We start from the raw sequence: 17,407 nt of genomic DNA, 5'->3' as shown, positions 1-17,407 counted from the left end.
GCCGCCGCCGTCAGGTCGTGCGCGTCAGTTCTGGCGTGTCGGTGGCGTGCTCGGTAGCAGCCCGCCACCGCCGCCACCACCGCCGGGGCGTCCGCCGCCACCGGGTAGCCCGCCCCCGCCGGGGTTGCCGCCCTGGTCGCCGCCGCCGGGGTTGCCGCCGCCGGGCGTGCCGCCGGGGCAGAACAGGCCCAGCGGGTCGCAGCCCGGCCCGCCCGGCTGGCCCGGCTCGTTCGCCGGCGGCGGCGGGGCCTCGCCGTTGCCGGCGTCGTCCTTGCCGACGTTCGCCGCGGGCGGGAACTCTTCCTTGTCCTTGCCCTTGAGCGCGTCGTTCATGAAGCGCTGGAAGATGTCACCGGGCATCCGGGCGCCGCTGATGTCCCGGCCGTCCTTGTACTGGATCGCCTTGCGGTCCTTGACGTTGCCGACCCAGACGGCGGTGGCGAGTTGTGGCGTGTAGCCGATCATCCAGGCGTCGCCGTTGCGGGTGGTCTTGTCGCCGAGTTCCCAGGTGCCGGTCTTCTCGGCGACCTGGCGGCCCTCGTCGAGCCGCTTGTTGATCTGGCCCGGGTACTGCTTCAGCACGGAGGTGACGTCCGCGACGATGTCCTTGTCGATCCGCTGCTGCCCCTTGAGCTTCTCCGCGCCGACCAGGTCCCACTTACCCGTGTCCGGGTTCTGCTTCTCCACCTTCCGGATGAAGTGCGCCTTGTGGTACATGCCCTGGTTCGCGAACGTGGCGACACCGTTTGCGTGGTCGAGCACCGTGATCGGGTACTGGCCGTAACCGAGGACGTGGAAGAACGGCGACGGTGCCAGGTCCTTCGGGTCGGCCTTGGTCAGGTCGTGCGCCTTGGCCGGGTTGGTGTCGGTCTGCCACATGGTGGTGACGCCGGCCTGCTTGGCCATGTCGAGCACCTTGTCCGGGCCGATCTGCTCGGTGATGTAGTAGAACGGCACGTTCAGCGACTTCAGCGTCGACAGTTCGAGCGTGCAGGAGTCACCGCAGGAGACCTTGTCCGCGCCGGCGTTGCTGACCTTGAACTTGGTGCCCTTCGGCGTGAACGCCGATCCCTTCCACCGGGACTTGAGCGAGATGCCTTCCTTCAGCGCCGCCGCCAACGTGTAGATCTTGAAGCTCGAACCCGGTGAGTGGCCACCGCTCACGACGCCGTTGTCGACGTTCTTGCCGGCGTAGTCGGTGCCGGTGCCGTTGTCGCCGCCGTAGTAGGCGAGCACGCGCCCGGTCTTCGGGTCGATCGCCACCACGGCGGCCATCAGGTTCGACGGCTGGCCGGCGAGTTCGGACTTCTTCCTGGCCCGCTGGGCCGCGTCGAGCGCCGCCTCCTGCATCTTCCGGTTGATCGTGGTGGTGATCCTGTAGCCGCCGCGGCTGAGCGCCTTGGCGCACAGCGGCTTCTTGTCCGTCACCTCGGCCTCGTTGTCGGTGCAGAGCTTCATCTCGCGCAGTTCCTGCGAGACGTAGTTGACGACGTTGCCGTACGGGGTGTCGATGCCGTAGCCACCAGCGCTGCTCTTCGACGGCTTCTGGATGTTCTTCGGGTACTCGGTGGGGTGCTGCGGCGTGTTCGGCGCGTCCAGCCACTTCTCCGTGATCATGCCGTTGATCACATAGTTCCACCGGTCGACGGCGGCCTGCGCGTTGATGGCCGGGTCGTAGCCCTTGTGCGTGGCGCTCGGCTCCGGCTGCTTGATCAGGGCGGCGAGCACCGCGGCCTCGGCGACGTTCAGGTCCTTGACGTTCTTGGCGAAGTACGTCTGCGCCGCCGACTGGATGCCGTAGGCGCCCCGGCCGAAGTAGATGACGTTCAGGTAGTGCTGCATGATCACGCGCTTGTCGTACTTGTCGTTCAGCTTGGAGGCGAGGATCGCCTCCTTCACCTTGCGGCCGTACGTGTCCTGGTTCAGGTTGTCGAACGCGTTGCGCGCGTACTGCTGGGTGATGGTCGAGGCGCCCTGCTTGTCGCCGCCGGTGAGGTTGTTCCACGCGGCCCGCGTGATGCCCTTGTAGTCCACACCGGAGTGCTTGTAGAAGTTCCGGTCCTCCGCCGCGGCCACCGCGTGCTGGACGTGCTCCGGAATCTGGTCGATGGTGACGAGCTGGCGGTTCTGGTCACCGATCCGCGCGAAGGCCTTGCCGCTCGAGTCCAAGATCGTGGTGGACAGCGGCGGGATCGTGTCCTCCGGGAGCACCACCTTGGTGGAGTACCAGGTGAAGCTCACCACGCCGATGCCGGCGAGCATGATGAACACGGCGAAGCCGGCGATCAGCATGTTGATCCGGCGGCGCTTCTTCGCGCGCGCCGGGTCCTCGCCGCGACCGCCCCGGCCGGGGCCGGTCGGGCCGCCGGGACCGCCGGGACCGCCACCGGCGGCGCCGGGCACCCGGGCGCGGCCGCCCACCGCCGCCGCGCCGACGCTCGCCCGGGCGCCGACGCTCGCGCGCCCGCCCACGCTCGCCGCCCCCACGCTCGCCGCGCCGACCGCGGCACGTCCGGCCGGAGCGGCCGGGGAGACCGGAACCGACGCCCGTCCGGCGCCCGCGCGCCCGGAGGCGCCGGGTGCCGGCGAGACGGGCACCGAGGCGCGGCCGCCCGCGCCGGCCCGGCCCACCGAGGCCGAGCCCGATGCCGGGCGCGGCGCCGGAGCGGCGCCACCGACCGAGGCCCGGCCGCCCGAGCCGTACGGTGTCGCGGAGGCGCGCGCCGAGGCGCCGCCGTCCGGGGAGCCGGACCAACCGTTCCCGCCCTGGTTCCACTCGGAACCGGGGTCGCCGTTCGGGCCCGGGATCTGGGCCCGCCCACGCGAAGAACTGGGATCGCCGTAGTTCATTCCTCACACCCTGCCGGTCGCGGTGGGGCGCGGGGGCGCCGCCACCGGGTTGCCGTGAGCTGGAACACGGGACGTTACCCGCCGGCCGTGCCCGCGGTTGCCCGTCAAATCCGATCTATTCGGACTAATTACGTCTAAGGGCTGTCGATTCCGCCACCCGGGGAATGGGCCGGCAGAGATCGGGACAGCCACGTTCACCGTTGCGCCTCTCGCCTTCGCCGAGGGGTGGAGCCGTTGGCCGCGACGGAATCCTCCGCGCCCTCCGCCTCGCCCACGAGACCGTCCCGGCCGAGCAGGAACTGCTCGACGAGATGGTTCCAGTCGCAGCCGGGGCAGACCTCCACCACGAACACCTGGAACTCACGCAGCGTCATGGCCAGGACGGGCAACTCGGCCCGGGTACGCGCCTGGCCGGCCGACTGCTTGAGTTCGTCACCGTAAATGTAGTGGACGTGGATCAGGTTCTCGCTGCGGCAGATCGGGCAGCGGTGATCGGTCGGCTCGCCGTGGAAGCGCGCAGCGTTCTTCAGGTACGGCGAGGCGTCGCAGACGTCGTACGTGCCGATCCGCCCGGCGAGCAGTTCACGCAGCACCGCCCGCTTCTGGAGCGAGTAGTCGACGACCTGGCGCTGCGTACGCATGCGGCAAAGGGTACGCGCTCCGACGAACCCAGGCGACCATGGTCACGATGCGTGATGATCGCGTCGCGTAAGACAGGGTTTGCCCCGTACATCGGCGTCCGCTAACGTGCGATGTATCGGTCCGATACATCGCGGTGGTTAGTGCTCCGCGCAGGGGGAAAGAAGGGATGGCCCGTGCTCGAGCTCGCCATCCTCGGCCTCCTGCAGGAGGCGCCGATGCACGGCTACGAACTGCGCAAGGAGCTGACCGCCAAGCTCGGCGCCATCCGGGCGGCGATCAGCTACGGCTCGCTCTACCCGACCCTGCGCCGGCTGCAGGCGGCGGGATGGATCACCGAAGCCGCTGAGACACCCGCGACCGCCGAGGAGGTTCCCGCGCTGACCAGCCGACGTGGTCGGGTGGTCTACACCATTACCGCGGAGGGCAAGGAACGCTTCGCCCAGCTGATAGCGCAGGCTGGACCCGAGACGTACGACGACACGGGCTTCGGGGTGCACTTCGCGTTCTTCGCCCGGACCGACCAGGCCACCCGGCTCCGGATCCTGGAAGGTCGTCGTCGCAAGATCGAGGAACGTCGCGAAGGTCTTCGTGACGTGCTCGGCCGGGCAGCCGAGCGACTCGACGCGTACACCCTGGAACTGCAACGCCACGGGCTCGACGCCTGTGAGCGCGAAGTCCGCTGGCTGGAGGAGCTCATCGCCAACGAGCGCTCCGGCCGGGCCCCGGCCGACCCGCGAACCGGGACGGCCGACGGCCGACGAGACAACGACAGCCCGCCCACGCCTGGAACGTCCAGGACAGAGCGGCCGTGATGAAGAAGAAGGAGGCAGACGCTATGGGCTCCGTCCGCGTCGCCATCGTCGGTGTGGGTAACTGCGCCTCGTCCCTGGTCCAGGGCGTGGAGTACTACCGGAACGCCGACCCGAACGACCGCGTCCCGGGTCTCATGCACGTCACCTTCGGCGACTACCACGTATCCGACGTGAAGTTCGTCGCGGCGTTCGACGTGGACGCCAAGAAGGTGGGCATGGACCTCGCGGAGGCGATCGTCGCCAGCGAGAACAACACGATCAAGCTGTGCGACGTGCCGCCGACCGGCGTCACCGTGCAGCGCGGCCCGACCTTCGACGGTCTCGGCCAGTACTACCGCGAGATCGTCGAGGAGTCGGACGCCAAGCCGGTCGACGTGGCGCAGGCGCTGCGCGACGCGCAGGTCGACGTGGTCGTCTCCTACCTCCCGGTGGGCTCCGAGGAGGCCGACAAGTTCTACGCCCAGGCCGCGATCGACGCCGGCTGCGCGTTCGTGAACGCCCTGCCGGTCTTCATCGCCTCCGACCCGGAGTGGGCGAAGAAGTTCACCGACGCCGGCCTGCCGATCGTCGGCGACGACATCAAGAGCCAGGTCGGCGCCACGATCGTCCACCGCGCCCTGGCGAAGCTCTTCGAGGACCGCGGGGTCGAACTGCTGCGCACGTACCAGCTCAACTTCGGCGGCAACATGGACTTCATGAACATGCTGGAGCGCAACCGCCTGGTCTCGAAGAAGATCTCGAAGACCCAGTCGGTGACCTCCCAGATCCCGCACGAGATGCAGAAGAGCGACGTGCACATCGGCCCGTCCGACCACGTGCCGTGGCTGGACGACCGCAAGTGGGCGTACATCCGCCTGGAGGGCCGTTCCTTCGGCGACACCCCGCTCAACGCGGAGCTGAAGCTCGAGGTGTGGGACTCGCCGAACTCGGCCGGTGTCATCATCGACGCCGTCCGCGCCGCGAAGATCGCGCTGGACCGGAAGATCGGTGGCCCGATCCTCTCCGCCTCCTCGTACTTCATGAAGTCCCCGCCGGAGCAGTACGCCGACCACGACGCGCACGCCGCCGTCGAGGCGTTCATCGCCGGCGAGATCGAGCGCTGACGCGCTGGAACGCTGAAGAAGGAAGGCCGGGTCCGCGCGGACCCGGCCTTCCTTCTTCGGGTACGTCAGGACCAGGCGCGCCGCAGCGCCACGGCCGCCTCCAGCTCCAGCAGCGTCACCTTGCGCGGCAGCCCGCCGCCGAAGCCGACCAGCTTGCCGCCCGCGCCGACGATCCGGTGACAGGGCACGATCACCGGTACCGGATTGCGGTTGCAGGCCACCCCGACCGCCCGCGCGCCGCCCGGGTCGCCGACCGCCTTCGCCACCTCGCCGTAGGTCTTCGTCTCCCCGTACGGGATGCCTGTCATCTCCCGCCAGACCGCGCGTTCGAACTCCGAGCCGCGCGGGGCCGACACCGGCACCGTGAACTCGGTCAGCTCACCGGCGAAGTACGCCCGCAGCTCCGTCACCGCCAGCCGCGCCACCGCGTCGCCGGGCTCGTCGGCCGCCCCGTCCACCCGGCCGAAGTGCGCGCCGCGCACCGCGTCGTCGTCGGTGCCGACGGAGAACTCCCCGATCGGTGAGTCGAGCACTGTCCAGCGCATGCCACCCATTGTCGCGCGACGGGCAAAGATTTCCCCGCCCCGGGCGTCTGGAGATGCGGAGGTGGACGGTGGCAGAGGTCGACGGGGAGTTCACCGCGTTCGTCAACGAGCGGGGAGCGGCCCTGCTGCGGGTCGCCTACGCGCTGGCCGGCAGCCAGCACGCGGCGGAGGATCTGCTGCAGAACGCGCTGGCCAAGGCGTACGTCCGGTGGCCCCGGATCCACGGCGACGCGGAGCCGTACGTGAAACGGATCCTCTACCACGACCAGGTCTCCGGCTGGCGGCGGCGGGCGCGGCGCGCGGAGGTGCCGGTGGCCGAACTGCCGGAGCGACCGGCCGCCGGAGACGACAGCGACCTGCGGCTGCTGGTGCGGGACGCGCTGCGGACACTGCCGCCGCGCCAGCGGGCCGTGCTCACCCTGCGCTACCTGGAGGACCTGAGCGTCGAGCAGACAGCCGCGCTGCTCGGCTGCCGCCCCGGCACCGTGGCCAGCCAGAGCACCAAGGCGCTGGCCCGCCTCCGGAAGCTGGTGCCGGGGCTGGACGGGCTGACGAACCGGACGGAGGTGACCCGATGAGCACGTCGCTGGACGAGACGCTGCGGACGGCCGTACACGATCTCGCCGACGGCGCCGCGCCCGCGCCGGACCTGGCGTGGCGCGCGCTCGGCCGGGGCCGCAGGCTGCGCCGCCGACGGCGGGTGGGCACTGCCGCTGCCGCGCTCGTCGCCGTGCTCGCAGTGGCGCTGCCGTTCGTCCTGCTCCGGCCGCGTCCCGCCCCGCCGCCGACCGCGCCGCCGGTCACCGTCGACCCGTCGCCTGTCATCAGGTCGGCGCCCGGACCGGACTGGGCGGACGGGCCGCTGCTGCTGCCCGGCGACTGGGTGGTCACCGGCACGCAGGCGAGGGCGGGCGCCGCCGGGCCGTCGTACCTGCTCGACCGGGGACGCGGCCGGTACTTCGGCAACGGCCGCTACGACGCCGTCCTGCCCGCGCCCACCGGCTCGCTGGTGGCGGTCTGGGACGACGACCGGCCCCGGCAGGTCGGCCTGGTCGACGTGGTCCGGGGCACCACCCGCTGGTACGAGCCGGGCCGCGCGCTGGGCTCGCCGAACTGGTCGCCGGACGGCCGCAGCCTGCTGTTCACCAGTAACCGGGTCGGTCACCCCGGTTTCGTCGTGCTGAGCGCCGCCGGCACCACGCGGTCCCACGCCGTCGACACCGCCCGCTACCCCTGCACCGACTCGTGCTTCTTCCTCTGGTCCCGCGACGGACGGGAGGTGCTGCTCCAGCAGACCGACCCGAACGGGCCTCGGTCCGAGGCGATCCGGCACCCCCGCCGGGGCGTGCAGTTCTTCGCCGCCGACAGCGGCCGGCCCACCCGGTTCGAGCCGCTGCCGGGCGACCCGGCCGGGCCGTGGGCTTGGTCACCGGACGGGCGGCTGGTGGTGGTGCAGGGGCAGAAGGAGCCCCTGCTCGTGGAGGCGGCGACCGGCCGGGTGGTGAACCCGCTACCGGTGGCCGACGTCGTCTGGGTCGGCGACGACCGCCTGCTCTACCGGCTGCCGTACGGGTCGCGGGACTTCGTGCTCGCCGACACCACCGGCCGCGAACTCGTGCGTCAGCCGCTGCCGGAGGACCTCGCCCTCGCCGAGGTGACGATCGCGCCGCGCTGACCCGGCGCTGAACCTCTGCTGGACGTAGTGGATGTTGCACGGCGTCGATACCGTGCAGGTCATGGCCACCGGGACGCTCATCTTCCTGATCATCGGCGGGGTTGGTGTGGGCGTGCTGACGCTCGCCCTGCTCGGCTCGGGAGTGCTCCACCTCGGCCAGCCGGACGTCGACGGGCCGGTGTCGCTGGAGGCGGTCGCCGGGTTCACCGGCGCGTTCGGCTTCGGCGCCGCGATCGTCAACGAGCTGCTCGGCGGGCGTACCCCCGGGATGATCGCGGCGGCGGTGGCCGGCGGCGCGCTCGCCGCCGTGCCCACCGGCTGGCTGGCGGCCCGGCTCAGTCGCGCGGCCCGCAACATGCGCACCGACGCCACCCCCACCCGCGACCACCTGGCCGGCGCGATCGGCCTGGTGGTGACGCCGATCCCCAGCGGCGGCTACGGCGAGGTGCGGGTACGCCTCGCCGGCCAGCCGGTGAAGCTCAACGCCCGCGCCGACGGGCCGATCCCGGTCGGCACCCGGATCTTCGTGGTCGAAGCACTGAGCGAGACCAGCGTGCACGTCGAGACCTACTGACACCAACAGACGGGAATGCCCATGCCCCTGCTCGTCGCCATCGGCGGCGCGGTCCTCCTCGCCGTCGTCCTCGTACTCTTCGTGTTGTCCCGGATCAAGGTGGCCGGGCCGAACCAGGCGTTCATCGTCACCGGCCGCAAGGGCCGCACCACCCAGACCGCCGACGGAGCCCGCTCCACCGACATGTCCGGGCAGAAGGTCGTGCTCGGCGCCTCGGTGTTCGTCCTGCCGGTGGTGCAGAAGCTCCAGTCGCTCGACCTGTCCAGCCGCCGGATCGACGTCAGCATCCGCGGCGCGGTGAGCAAGCAGGGCATCCGCACCGAGCTGCACGGCGTCGCGATCGTCAAGGTCGGCGGCACCGAGGACGCGATCCGCGCCGCCGCCCAGCGTTTCCTGAACCAGCAGGAGGAGATCGACAACTTCACCCGCGAGGTGCTGGCCGGTGCGCTCCGCTCGATCGTCGGGCGGCTCACCGTCGAGGAGATCATCCGGGACCGGGCGGCGTTCGCCAGCGCGGTCGCCGAGGAGGCCGAGCACTCGATGACCAACCAGGGCCTGGTGCTGGACACGTTCCAGCTCCAGGACATCCTGGCCGAGGGCTCCTACCTGCAGGACCTGGGCCGGCCGGAGGCGGCCCGGGTGCTCAAGGACGCGGCCATCGCCGAGGCGCGGGCCCGCCAGCAGGCCGAGCAGGAGCGGCTGCTCGCCGAGGAGGCGATCGCCGAGGCGAACCGGAACCTGGCGCTCAAGCAGGCCGGCATCCAGGCCGAGATCGACGCGGCCAAGGCGAAGTCGGCGGCGGCCGGGCCGCTCGCCCAGGCCGAGCGGGACCAGGCGATCCTCTCCGAGCAGCAGAAGGTGGCCGAGCGCAACGCCGAGCTGAAGCAGCGCCAGCTCGACACCGAGGTGCGCAAGCCGGCCGACGCGGCCCGGTACAAGGTGGAGCAGGAGGCCGAGGCGAACCGCAACGCGGCGGTGCTCAACGCCGACGCGCAGCGGCAGGCGACCATCGCCGCCGCGCAGGCCGCCGCCGAGCAGGCCCGCCTCACCGGTGAGGGCGAGCGGGCCCGCCGGGCCGCGCTGGCCGAGGCGAACGCGATCGAGGGCGCCAAGGAGGGCGAGGCGGAGCAGCGCCGGCGTTCCGCGATCGCCGAGGCGGTCGAGCGGGAGGGCCAGGCCGAGGCGGCGGCCATCCTCGCCAAGGGTCAGGCCGAGGCCGACGCGATGGCCCGCAAGGCCGAGGCGTTCGCCGCGTACGGCGAGGCGGCCGTCCTGGACCTGCTGGTCAAGGTGCTGCCCGAGGTGGTCGGCGCGGCCAGCGCCCCGATCGGCGCGATCGACAAGATGACGGTGATCTCCACCGACGGCGCGTCGTCGCTGACCAAGTCGGTGGCCGGGAACGTCGCCCAGGGTCTCCAGCTGGGCAGCGACCTCACCGGCATCGACCTGGCCGGGCTGCTGGCGCGGCTGGGCAGCAGCGCGCAGAACAACGGCAAGAGCACTGTGGACGGCAGCACCGTCGACGCGTGACGAACGACGGCGCCCGCCGGGTCTCCCCTCGGGGAGCCGGCGGGCGCCGTTTCGGTGTGGCGGGTCAGAGCGCGGCGAAGACGAACTTCTCGCCGGTGCTCAGGCCCAGGGTCTCGCTGTTCCAGTCGATGACGCGGCTGGCGATGAGCTGGCTGCCCCCGGTCGCGCCGGCGGTGACCGCCTTGCCGTTGGCGTTCGCCCGCAGGTAGACCGAGCCGTCGGTGTTGTAGTCGAGGAAGTCGAAGACCTCCCAGGCGTCGATCACGGTGGCCTTCGCGATCAGCGCCCGGTTGCCGCCGGCGTCCGCCGTGACGAACTGGTTGTTCGCCAGCGCGCGCAGGGCGAAGAACCCGTCGCCCACGCTGACGACCTCGTACCGCTCCCAGGCCCCGACGGTCGCGGCCCGGGCGATCAGGGGCCGGGTGCCGCCGCTCTCGGTGGTCACGTAGTTGCCGTTTGCCACCGCCTTGATGCCGACCACCGGGGGCGCCGCGTCGAAGTCGAACTTCTCCGCCGCGCCGATGGTGGTCTTGCTGGCGATCAGCGGGTTGGTGGTGTTCGAGGCGGTGACGTACTTGCCGTTTGTGACGGCCTTCAGACTGACCGAGCCGTCGGTGTTCGTGACGATCTGGAACTTCTCCCAGTCGCCGATCGCGGCGGACCGGGCGATCAGCGGCCGGTTGCCGCCGCTCTCGGCGGTGACGAACAGGTTGTTCGTGACGGCACGCAGGCCGTAGTAGCCGTTGCCGGCGTCCACCACGTCGTACCGCTCCCAGGCGCCGACCTCGGTGCCGCGCGCGATCAGCGGCCGGTTGCCGCCGCTCTCCGCCGTCACGTACAGGCCGTTGCCGCGGGCCTTGAGGCCGTACGACTCGCGCGCCACCACCGCGTCGCCGACGTGCAGCAGCCGGTCGGGCGAGCCCATGATGTCGTGCACCGCGCCGCTGACGCTCGTGCCCACGACCGAGTCGCGCACCTGCTGCGGGGTCCAGCCCGGGTGTGCCTCCAGCACCAGCGCCGCGGCGCCCGCCACGTGCGGGGAGGCCATCGACGTGCCGTTCATCGTCTCCGTGCCGGTGGCGGTGCCGGCCTTGGCCGAGACGATGCCGGTGCCCGGCGCGAAGGTGTCCAGGCAGGTGCCGTAGTTGGAGAACCAGGCCCGGAAGTCGATCTGGTCGGTGGCGCCGACGGTGATGGCCGCCGGCACCCGCGCCGGTGACTCGCCGCAGGCGTCCTGCATGCTGTTGCCGGCCGCGACGGCGTAGGTGATGCCGGAGGCGATGGAGCGGGCGACCGCGTCGTTCACCGCCTGGTCGATGCCCCCGAAGCCGAGGCTCATGTTGGCCACCGACGGCCCGGTGGCGTGCGAGGTGACCCAGTCGATGCCGGCGAGCACCTGTTCGCTGCTGCCGCCGCCGTCGCAGTCGAGCACCCGTACGGCGACGAGCGCGACGTCCTTGGCGACCCCGTACTTCGTGCCGCCGATCGTGCCGGCCACGTGCGTGCCGTGGCCGTCGCAGTCCTGCGCCACGTCGTCGGACTCCACCGCGTCGTAGCCGTTGCGGGCCCGGCCGCCGAAGTCCTCGTGGTCGATGTCGATGCCGGTGTCGATGACGTAGGCGGTCACTCCGGCGCCGGTCGCCGGGTAGGTGTACCGGCCGTCGGTCTTCGTCCGCGACTGGTCGATCCGGTCCAGCCCCCACGGCGGGGTGGTCTGGGTGCCGGTGGCCTGGTAGCGCTGGACCTGCTGCACGTAGGCGACGGCCGGGTCCGCGGCGAGGCGCTCCGCCTGCCGGCGGTCCATGCTGGCGGAGTAGCCGGACAGCGCCTTGCCGAACACCCGACGTACGGAGCCGCCGTGCTCGCCGGCGAGGGCCGACGCGGTGGACTTCACCTTGGCGGGACCGGCCTTGCCGTCCTTGAGGACGACGATGTAGCGGCCGGGTACCGCCGCGGCGGTGTCGGCGCCCCGGACCGGGGCACGCTTCGGGCCGGCCGGGTCGGCCGAGGCGGCGCCGCCGGTGGCGGCGCAGATGATGGAGGTCGCGGAGGTGAGGGCAAGCCCCACCAGCGCGGAGCGGCGCAGCGCGCCATGACGTGACACTGAATGCTCTCCCCGTGTCCAGCGGCCGTCCCTTCGGGACGGGCGGATGTGATCAGGACAGCCGTACCCGTCGATCCGGGTGGCTGATGATGACCATCATCATGCGCGAGACATCGACCGATGCACGTCAACCTTTCGGTCGACACGCCGCCGTATCGTCGTGGAGCTTCCCCGCGCGGGGAGGTCAGCCGATGATGCCCTCGTCGCGGGCCCAGCGCAGCAGCGCCGCCTCGGCCTCGTCGCGGTCCAGCGGCCCGCGCTCCAGGCGCAGCTCCTTGAGGTGCTGCCAGGCACGGCCGACCACCGGTCCCGGCGGCACGCCGAGCAACTCCATGATCGCGTTGCCGTCCAGGTCGGGCCGCACCCGGGCCAGGTCCTCCTCGGCGGCGATCCGGGCGATCCGCTCCTCCAGCGCGTCGTAGTCGGCCGCGAGCTGCGCGGCCTTGCGCCGGTTGCGGGTGGTGCAGTCGGAACGGGTCAGCTTGTGCAGGCGGGACAGCAGGTCGCCGGCGTCGGTGACGTACCGGCGCACCGCCGAGTCGGTCCACTCGCCCCGGCCGTACCCGTAGAAGCGCAGGTGCAGGCCGACCAGCTTGACCACCTGGGAGGTGATCTCCTTGGAGTAGCGCATCGCCTTCATCCGGGCCTTGGTCAGCCGGGCCCCGACCACCTCGTGGTGGTGGAAGCTGACCCGGCCGTCCGCGCCGACCGCCTTGGTGGCCGGCTTGCCGACGTCGTGCATCAGCGCGGCCATCCGCAGCACGAAGTCGCAGCCGTCGGACTCCAGTGACATGGCGTTGCTGACCACTGTGAGCGTGTGCTCGTAGACGTCCTTGTGCTGGGCGTGCTCGTCGATGGTGAGCTTCAGGCCGGTCAGCTCGGGCAGGAAGCGCTCGGCCAGGCCGGTGTCGACGAGCAGCCGCAGCCCGGTGATCGGGTCGGCGCCGCAGAGCAGCTTGGTGAACTCGTCCCGGATCCGTTCCGCGGTGATCCGGTCCAGGTCGCCGGCCATCTCGGTCATCGCGGCGCGGACGTCCGGGTGGACGGCGAAGCGGAGCTGGGCGGCGAACCGGGCCGCGCGCAGCATCCGCAGGGGGTCGTCGCGGAACGACTCCTGCGGCGTGCCGGGGGTACGGATGATCTTGGCGGCCAGGTCGGCCAGCCCGCCGTACGGGTCGGTGAACCGGTGGTCGGGCAGGCTGACCGCCATCGCGTTGACGGTGAAGTCGCGGCGCTTCAGGTCTTCGACCAGGCTGGTGCCGTACTGCACCACCGGGTTACGGCTGACCTGGTCGTAGACCTCGGCCCGGAAGGTGGTGATCTCCAGGTTGAGGCCGTCGCGCTGGCAGGCGATGGTGCCGAACTCACGCCCGGTCTCCCAGATCGACTCCGCCCAGCCACGGATGACCTTGACCGTCTCGTCGGGGTGGGCGTCGGTGCAGAAGTCGAGGTCGTTGCCGAGCCGGCCGAGCAGCGCGTCGCGGACGGATCCGCCCACCAGGTGCAGTTCGTGACCGGCCTGGGCGAAGCGCCGGCCCAGCTCGTCGGCGACCGGTGAGACTCGGAGCAGTTCGGCGACGGCGTTGCGCTGCGCGGCGGTCAGCTCGCGGCGGTCGGCGGCGTGGGAGGCGGAGGCTTCGGACATGGGATCGCCAGCCTATCGGGCCGAGGGTGGATCGACCGCGCCGGGCGCGGGTAACGGGCGGAGGTTGACTAAGGTTCCGGTTGGGCGGGGCCGGCCGGACCCGGTTGCGACGTACCCCTTGGAGGCTGGCAGATGAGCGGCGGGCTCTACCGCAGCGCGAACGCGCACGGCGGCGGCCTGCCGCCGGACGACGGCGCCACCTTCATCTCCGCCGAGCCGCTGAACCAGCCGGGCGTCGAGGCCGTCGCGCCCCCGCAGGAGGTGGTGGCCGAGACCAGCGCCGCGGCGAACAGCGCGGTGATGGCCATCGGCAGCCTGGTCAGTCGGGGTACGGGCTTCATCCGCAACCTGATGATCGGCGCCGCGCTCGGCACCATGGTCGGTGACGCGTTCACCACCGCCCAGTTCCTGCCCAACCAGGTCTACGAGTTCCTGCTCGGCGGCGTGCTGACCAGCGTCCTGGTGCCGGTGCTGGTCCGCCGCCGCAAGATCGACGCGGACCGGGGCGAGGCGTACGCGCAGCGCCTGCTGACCCTCGCGGTGCTGGCCCTGGCCGCGACCGCGCTGATCGCCGTGGTGCTGGCCCCGGTGCTCACCGCCGTGTACGCGGCCGGCAGCGACGACCCGGCGTACACCACGCTGGTCACCCGGCTGTCGTACCTGATGCTGCCGATGCTGTTCTTCACCGGCATCAGCGCGTTGATCGCCGCGGTGCTGAACACCCGGGGGCACTTCGCCGCCCCGATGTGGGCGCCGATCCTCAACAACATCGTGTCCATCGGCACGTTCGGCCTGTACATCGTCGTCTACAGCGCGAAGGCGCTGCCGCCCGGCGAGGTGGGCTGGGACCGGATCCTGCTGGTCGGCGGCGGCACGCTGCTGGGCGTCGCGGTGCAGGCGATCGGCCTGCTGCCCGCGCTGCGCAAGGTCGGCTTCCGGTGGAAGGCACGGTTCGACTTCCGCGAGTTGGGGCTGCGCGAGCTGGCCCGGCTCGGCGCCTGGATGTTCTGCTACGTCGCGGTCAACCAGCTCGGCCTCTTCGTGGTGGTCAACCTGCTCAACCGGGCCACCGGCGGGGACGGCCAGAACGCCGGCCTGCTGATCTACAACAACGTCTTCCTGCTGCTGATGATGGCGCACGGCATCATCGCCGTCTCGATCATCACCGCGCTGATGCCGCGGATGAGCGCGGCCGCCGCCGAGAACCGGTTCCACGACGTCACCGCCGACCTGTCCCGGGGCACCCGGATGGTCACCGCGGTGCTCGCGCCCATCGCGGTCTGCTACGCGGTGCTGGCCGCCCCGATCTCGGTGGTGGTGTTCCGGTACGGCGCGTTCACCGGCGACAACGCGGTGGCCACGTCGACGGTGCTGCTGGTGGCGGCGCTCGGCCTGGTGCCGTTCGCGGTCAGCCAGCTCTTCACCTTCGCGTTCTACGCGCTGCCGGACACCCGTACCCCGGCTCTGGTCAACATTCCGGTGGTGGCGCTGCGCGTCCTGCTCCAGGTCGGTCTGTTCCTGATCTTCTCGAACACGTTCGCGGCGGCCGGGATGATGCTCGGCAACGCCGTGTCGTACCTGGCGGCGGCGATCATCTCGGCGATGCTGCTGCGGCCCCGGGTGGGCCGGATCGGGCTGGGCGGGATCATGCGCACGCTCGGCCGGGTGGTCGTGGCGGCCCTCGGCGCGGCGGTCGTCGGCCTGCTCGTGGTCGCGGTGCTGCCGGGCGACCCGGCGAGCCTGAGCTGGCTCGCCGCGGCGGTCCAGTTGGTGATCGGCGGGGCGGCGATCGGCGCCACCTACCTCGGGCTCGCCATGGTGCTGCGGATCGGCGAGATCACCGAGGTGGTCGGGATGGTCCGGCGGCGCCTCGGGCGTTGACCCCCTCGGTGACCGACGGTGAACGAGGATCACCAGGCTGGGGATACGGCTGTGGATAACTTGGAATTCCCCCGTCCACTGGGCCTCTCGGCCTGTGGACAACCAACCGTACGGACGAGGGAGCGCAGGCCGGGAAGGGGAAAACCTCCCCGTCGCCGCACCGGTACGCCCCTGTGCCACCTCGTTGCCGTCAACCTCTAGATTGGCGGTGCGTGTCCGGCTCGCCCGCCGGGTGGGCGGGCGACCCGGCCGGGAGCCCGTGGCGACTGGCCTTCCGGCCGGTCACAGCGGGAAGATGACATGTCGGAGAACCGGGCATCCCGGGTAAGGTCGCTCTCGACGGGTACGACCGGGATCGACGCGGGCGTCGAGACCGCGGCCGTTCCACCGAAGGCAGAGCGGGAAGCCACATGCCCAGCAGCACGGGTCCATCGATCGACGCGATCACCGAGGGAGGACGGGTGACCCAGGTCGGCGAGGGTCAGGAAGCGGAGGAGACCTCTCCTGCGGTCGTGACCTTCGGTGCTCCCACGGTCGGTGAGCTGCTCGCCGAGCGGTACGAACTGGTCGAGCACATCAACAACGACAGCGCGGGCCGGTTGGTCTGGCGCGGTGTCGACGTGGTGCTCCGCCGTCCCGTCGCGGTGGTCCTCCGCTACCCGGGTGGCGACTCCGCCACCGAGATGCTTCAGGCCGCGGTCGCCGCGAGCCGCGTCATCCACCCCAACCTGGTCGGCGTCTACGACGCGATCGACGAGGACGACCGCGCCTACGTGGTCCGCGAGTGGGTGGACGGGCAGTCGCTGCGCGAGATGGTCGCCGCCGACGGGCCGCTCGACCCGGCTCGGGCCACCGCGATCGGCAACGCCGTCGCGAGCGCCCTCGCCGCCGTACACGCCACCGGCATGGTGCACGGCAACCTGCACCCCGGCACGGTGATGATCAGCGACGACGGCCGGGTGGTGCTCGCCGACGCGCGTACCGACGGGGCGGACAGCCAGCAGAACGACCTGCGCGCGGTCGGTGGGGTGCTCTACTTCGCCCTGACCGGGCACTGGCCGCACGGCGAGGCCCCGCTGCACGGCGCCACCGCCGGGCACGGCCGCGCCGCCCTGCCGGACGCGGTCCGCGACGCCACCGGCGCCATCGCCGCGCCCCGGCAGGTGCGTGCCGGCGTGCCGGCGTACCTCGACGACCTGACCATGGACCTGCTCGACCGGGAGATCGACCCGCCGGCGTCGGACGTGCTGGCCGCCGAGCTGAGCCGGCTCGACATCCCGGCCGACGAGCAGTTCCTGGAGCAGGCCGGGCCGCTGCGTTTCACCGCCGAGCCCGGCGAGGAGCCCTCGCCGCTGGCCGCGGCCGGCGGGCGCAAGGTCGCCATCGGCATCGCCGGCATGCTGGCTGTCGCCCTGGTCGGGCTGCTCATCGGCATCAACGCGCTCGGCGGTGGCGACGACGGCGACAAGGAGCCGGTCGCCCAGCCGTCGAACAGCGCGCCGGCCAGCGCCGGCGGTGGCGACGAGCCCGCAGCGCAGGTCCGCAAGCTCACCATCCAGGACGTACGGATCATCGACCCGGACGGCGATCGCGCGGAGGTGCGCAACGCCGAGAAGGTCATCGACGGCGACGACGACGAGGGCTGGGAGACCAACACCTACCGGACGAACGCCAAGTTCGGCGGCCTCAAGAAGGGCATGGGCGTCTGGATCGACCTGGGTGCCCCGCACTCGGTCAAGCAGCTGGAGGCGACGCTGTCGGCCACCGGCGCCACCGTCGAGCTGCGTACCGGTGCCCGCGGCGACTTCCCGTCCACCTCCGCCGGCGACAAGCAGCTGGTGAACGCCTACTCCACGGTGGTCGGGCCGGCGAACGAGAACGGCGGCACGAAGATGATCTTCGACGCCTTCCAGCCGGACCAGAAGTACCAGTACCTCCTCTTCTGGATCACCAAGCTGCCGGTGAAGGACAACGGCAGCACCTGGAAGCTCGGCGTCCAGGAGATCACGGTCCAGGGCTCGTGACCCGTCGGCCGCGCCCGCCGCG

13 protein-coding genes are annotated in these 17,407 nt (G+C 71.6%); 8 read left to right on the top strand and 5 right to left on the bottom strand.

Features of this window, described 5'->3' with window-relative positions:
* Positions 1–24: 24 nt before the first annotated feature.
* The gene (locus tag O7542_RS26225) at positions 25–2,850 is read right to left on the bottom strand and encodes a transglycosylase domain-containing protein (RefSeq protein WP_247375920.1); all 2,826 of its coding nucleotides are present in this window, start codon (positions 2,848–2,850) and stop codon (positions 25–27) included.
* Positions 2,851–3,044: 194 nt separating this feature from the next.
* The gene (locus O7542_RS26220; RefSeq protein ID WP_030499480.1) at positions 3,045–3,491 is read right to left on the bottom strand and encodes a DUF5318 domain-containing protein; all 447 of its coding nucleotides are present in this window, start codon (positions 3,489–3,491) and stop codon (positions 3,045–3,047) included.
* A 174-nt stretch (positions 3,492–3,665) separates the two neighbouring features.
* Between O7542_RS26220 and O7542_RS26215 the strand changes: the two genes are divergently transcribed.
* Complete coding sequence (locus O7542_RS26215) at positions 3,666–4,304, top strand: PadR family transcriptional regulator (protein ID WP_030499481.1); 639 nt, start codon at positions 3,666–3,668, stop codon at positions 4,302–4,304.
* A gap of 23 nt (positions 4,305–4,327) precedes the next feature.
* Positions 4,328–5,407 carry an inositol-3-phosphate synthase gene (locus O7542_RS26210; RefSeq protein WP_030499482.1) on the top strand — a complete coding sequence of 360 codons (1,080 nt, stop codon included), beginning with the start codon at positions 4,328–4,330 and terminating at the stop codon, positions 5,405–5,407.
* Between the two features lie 65 nt (positions 5,408–5,472).
* Here the strand turns inward: O7542_RS26210 and O7542_RS26205 are convergent, their stop codons facing one another.
* Positions 5,473–5,952 (bottom strand): methylated-DNA--[protein]-cysteine S-methyltransferase, encoded by a 480-nt coding sequence (locus O7542_RS26205; RefSeq protein ID WP_043327698.1) that lies wholly within the window; start codon positions 5,950–5,952, stop codon positions 5,473–5,475.
* 53 nt (positions 5,953–6,005) lie between these two features.
* Between O7542_RS26205 and O7542_RS26200 the strand changes: the two genes are divergently transcribed.
* Genes O7542_RS26200 through O7542_RS26185 form a run of 4 tightly spaced genes read left to right on the top strand, consistent with a single transcriptional unit; the run spans position 6,006 to position 9,731 of the window.
* Positions 6,006–6,530 (top strand): SigE family RNA polymerase sigma factor, encoded by a 525-nt coding sequence (locus O7542_RS26200; RefSeq protein ID WP_030499484.1) that lies wholly within the window; start codon positions 6,006–6,008, stop codon positions 6,528–6,530.
* A complete protein-coding gene (locus O7542_RS26195) occupies positions 6,527–7,627 on the top strand; it encodes a hypothetical protein (RefSeq protein WP_281605350.1) in 1,101 nt (366 codons plus the stop codon). The genes O7542_RS26200 and O7542_RS26195 overlap by 4 nt, the downstream gene beginning before the upstream one ends.
* Before the next feature lie 31 nt (positions 7,628–7,658).
* Complete coding sequence (locus O7542_RS26190) at positions 7,659–8,201, top strand: NfeD family protein (protein ID WP_124778911.1); 543 nt, start codon at positions 7,659–7,661, stop codon at positions 8,199–8,201.
* A 21-nt stretch (positions 8,202–8,222) separates the two neighbouring features.
* A complete protein-coding gene (locus tag O7542_RS26185) occupies positions 8,223–9,731 on the top strand; it encodes a flotillin family protein (RefSeq protein WP_043327695.1) in 1,509 nt (502 codons plus the stop codon).
* A gap of 64 nt (positions 9,732–9,795) precedes the next feature.
* Here the strand turns inward: O7542_RS26185 and O7542_RS26180 are convergent, their stop codons facing one another.
* Positions 9,796–11,835: a S8 family serine peptidase gene (locus O7542_RS26180; RefSeq protein ID WP_043327694.1), complete on the bottom strand. Its 2,040-nt coding sequence runs from the start codon at positions 11,833–11,835 to the stop codon at positions 9,796–9,798.
* A gap of 184 nt (positions 11,836–12,019) precedes the next feature.
* Entirely contained in the window at positions 12,020–13,480 is a 1,461-nt protein-coding gene (locus O7542_RS26175; protein WP_043327693.1) for a CCA tRNA nucleotidyltransferase, read from the bottom strand.
* Between the two features lie 132 nt (positions 13,481–13,612).
* Here O7542_RS26175 and murJ point away from each other — a divergent pair, with 132 nt between their 5' ends.
* Positions 13,613–15,361 (top strand): murein biosynthesis integral membrane protein MurJ, encoded by a 1,749-nt coding sequence (murJ, locus tag O7542_RS26170; protein ID WP_064448057.1) that lies wholly within the window; start codon positions 13,613–13,615, stop codon positions 15,359–15,361.
* Positions 15,362–15,771: 410 nt separating this feature from the next.
* Positions 15,772–17,385, top strand: a complete 1,614-nt coding sequence (locus tag O7542_RS26165) for a protein kinase family protein (protein ID WP_043327691.1) — start codon at positions 15,772–15,774, stop codon at positions 17,383–17,385.
* Positions 17,386–17,407: the final 22 nt, after the last annotated feature.

Origin of the sequence: Micromonospora sp. WMMC264, from assembly GCF_027497275.1 — a bacterium.
GTDB lineage: Bacteria > Actinomycetota > Actinomycetes > Mycobacteriales > Micromonosporaceae > Micromonospora > Micromonospora chalcea.
Note: the sequence above shows the minus strand (reverse complement) of the source record. Positions and strands in the feature narration are given on the sequence as shown.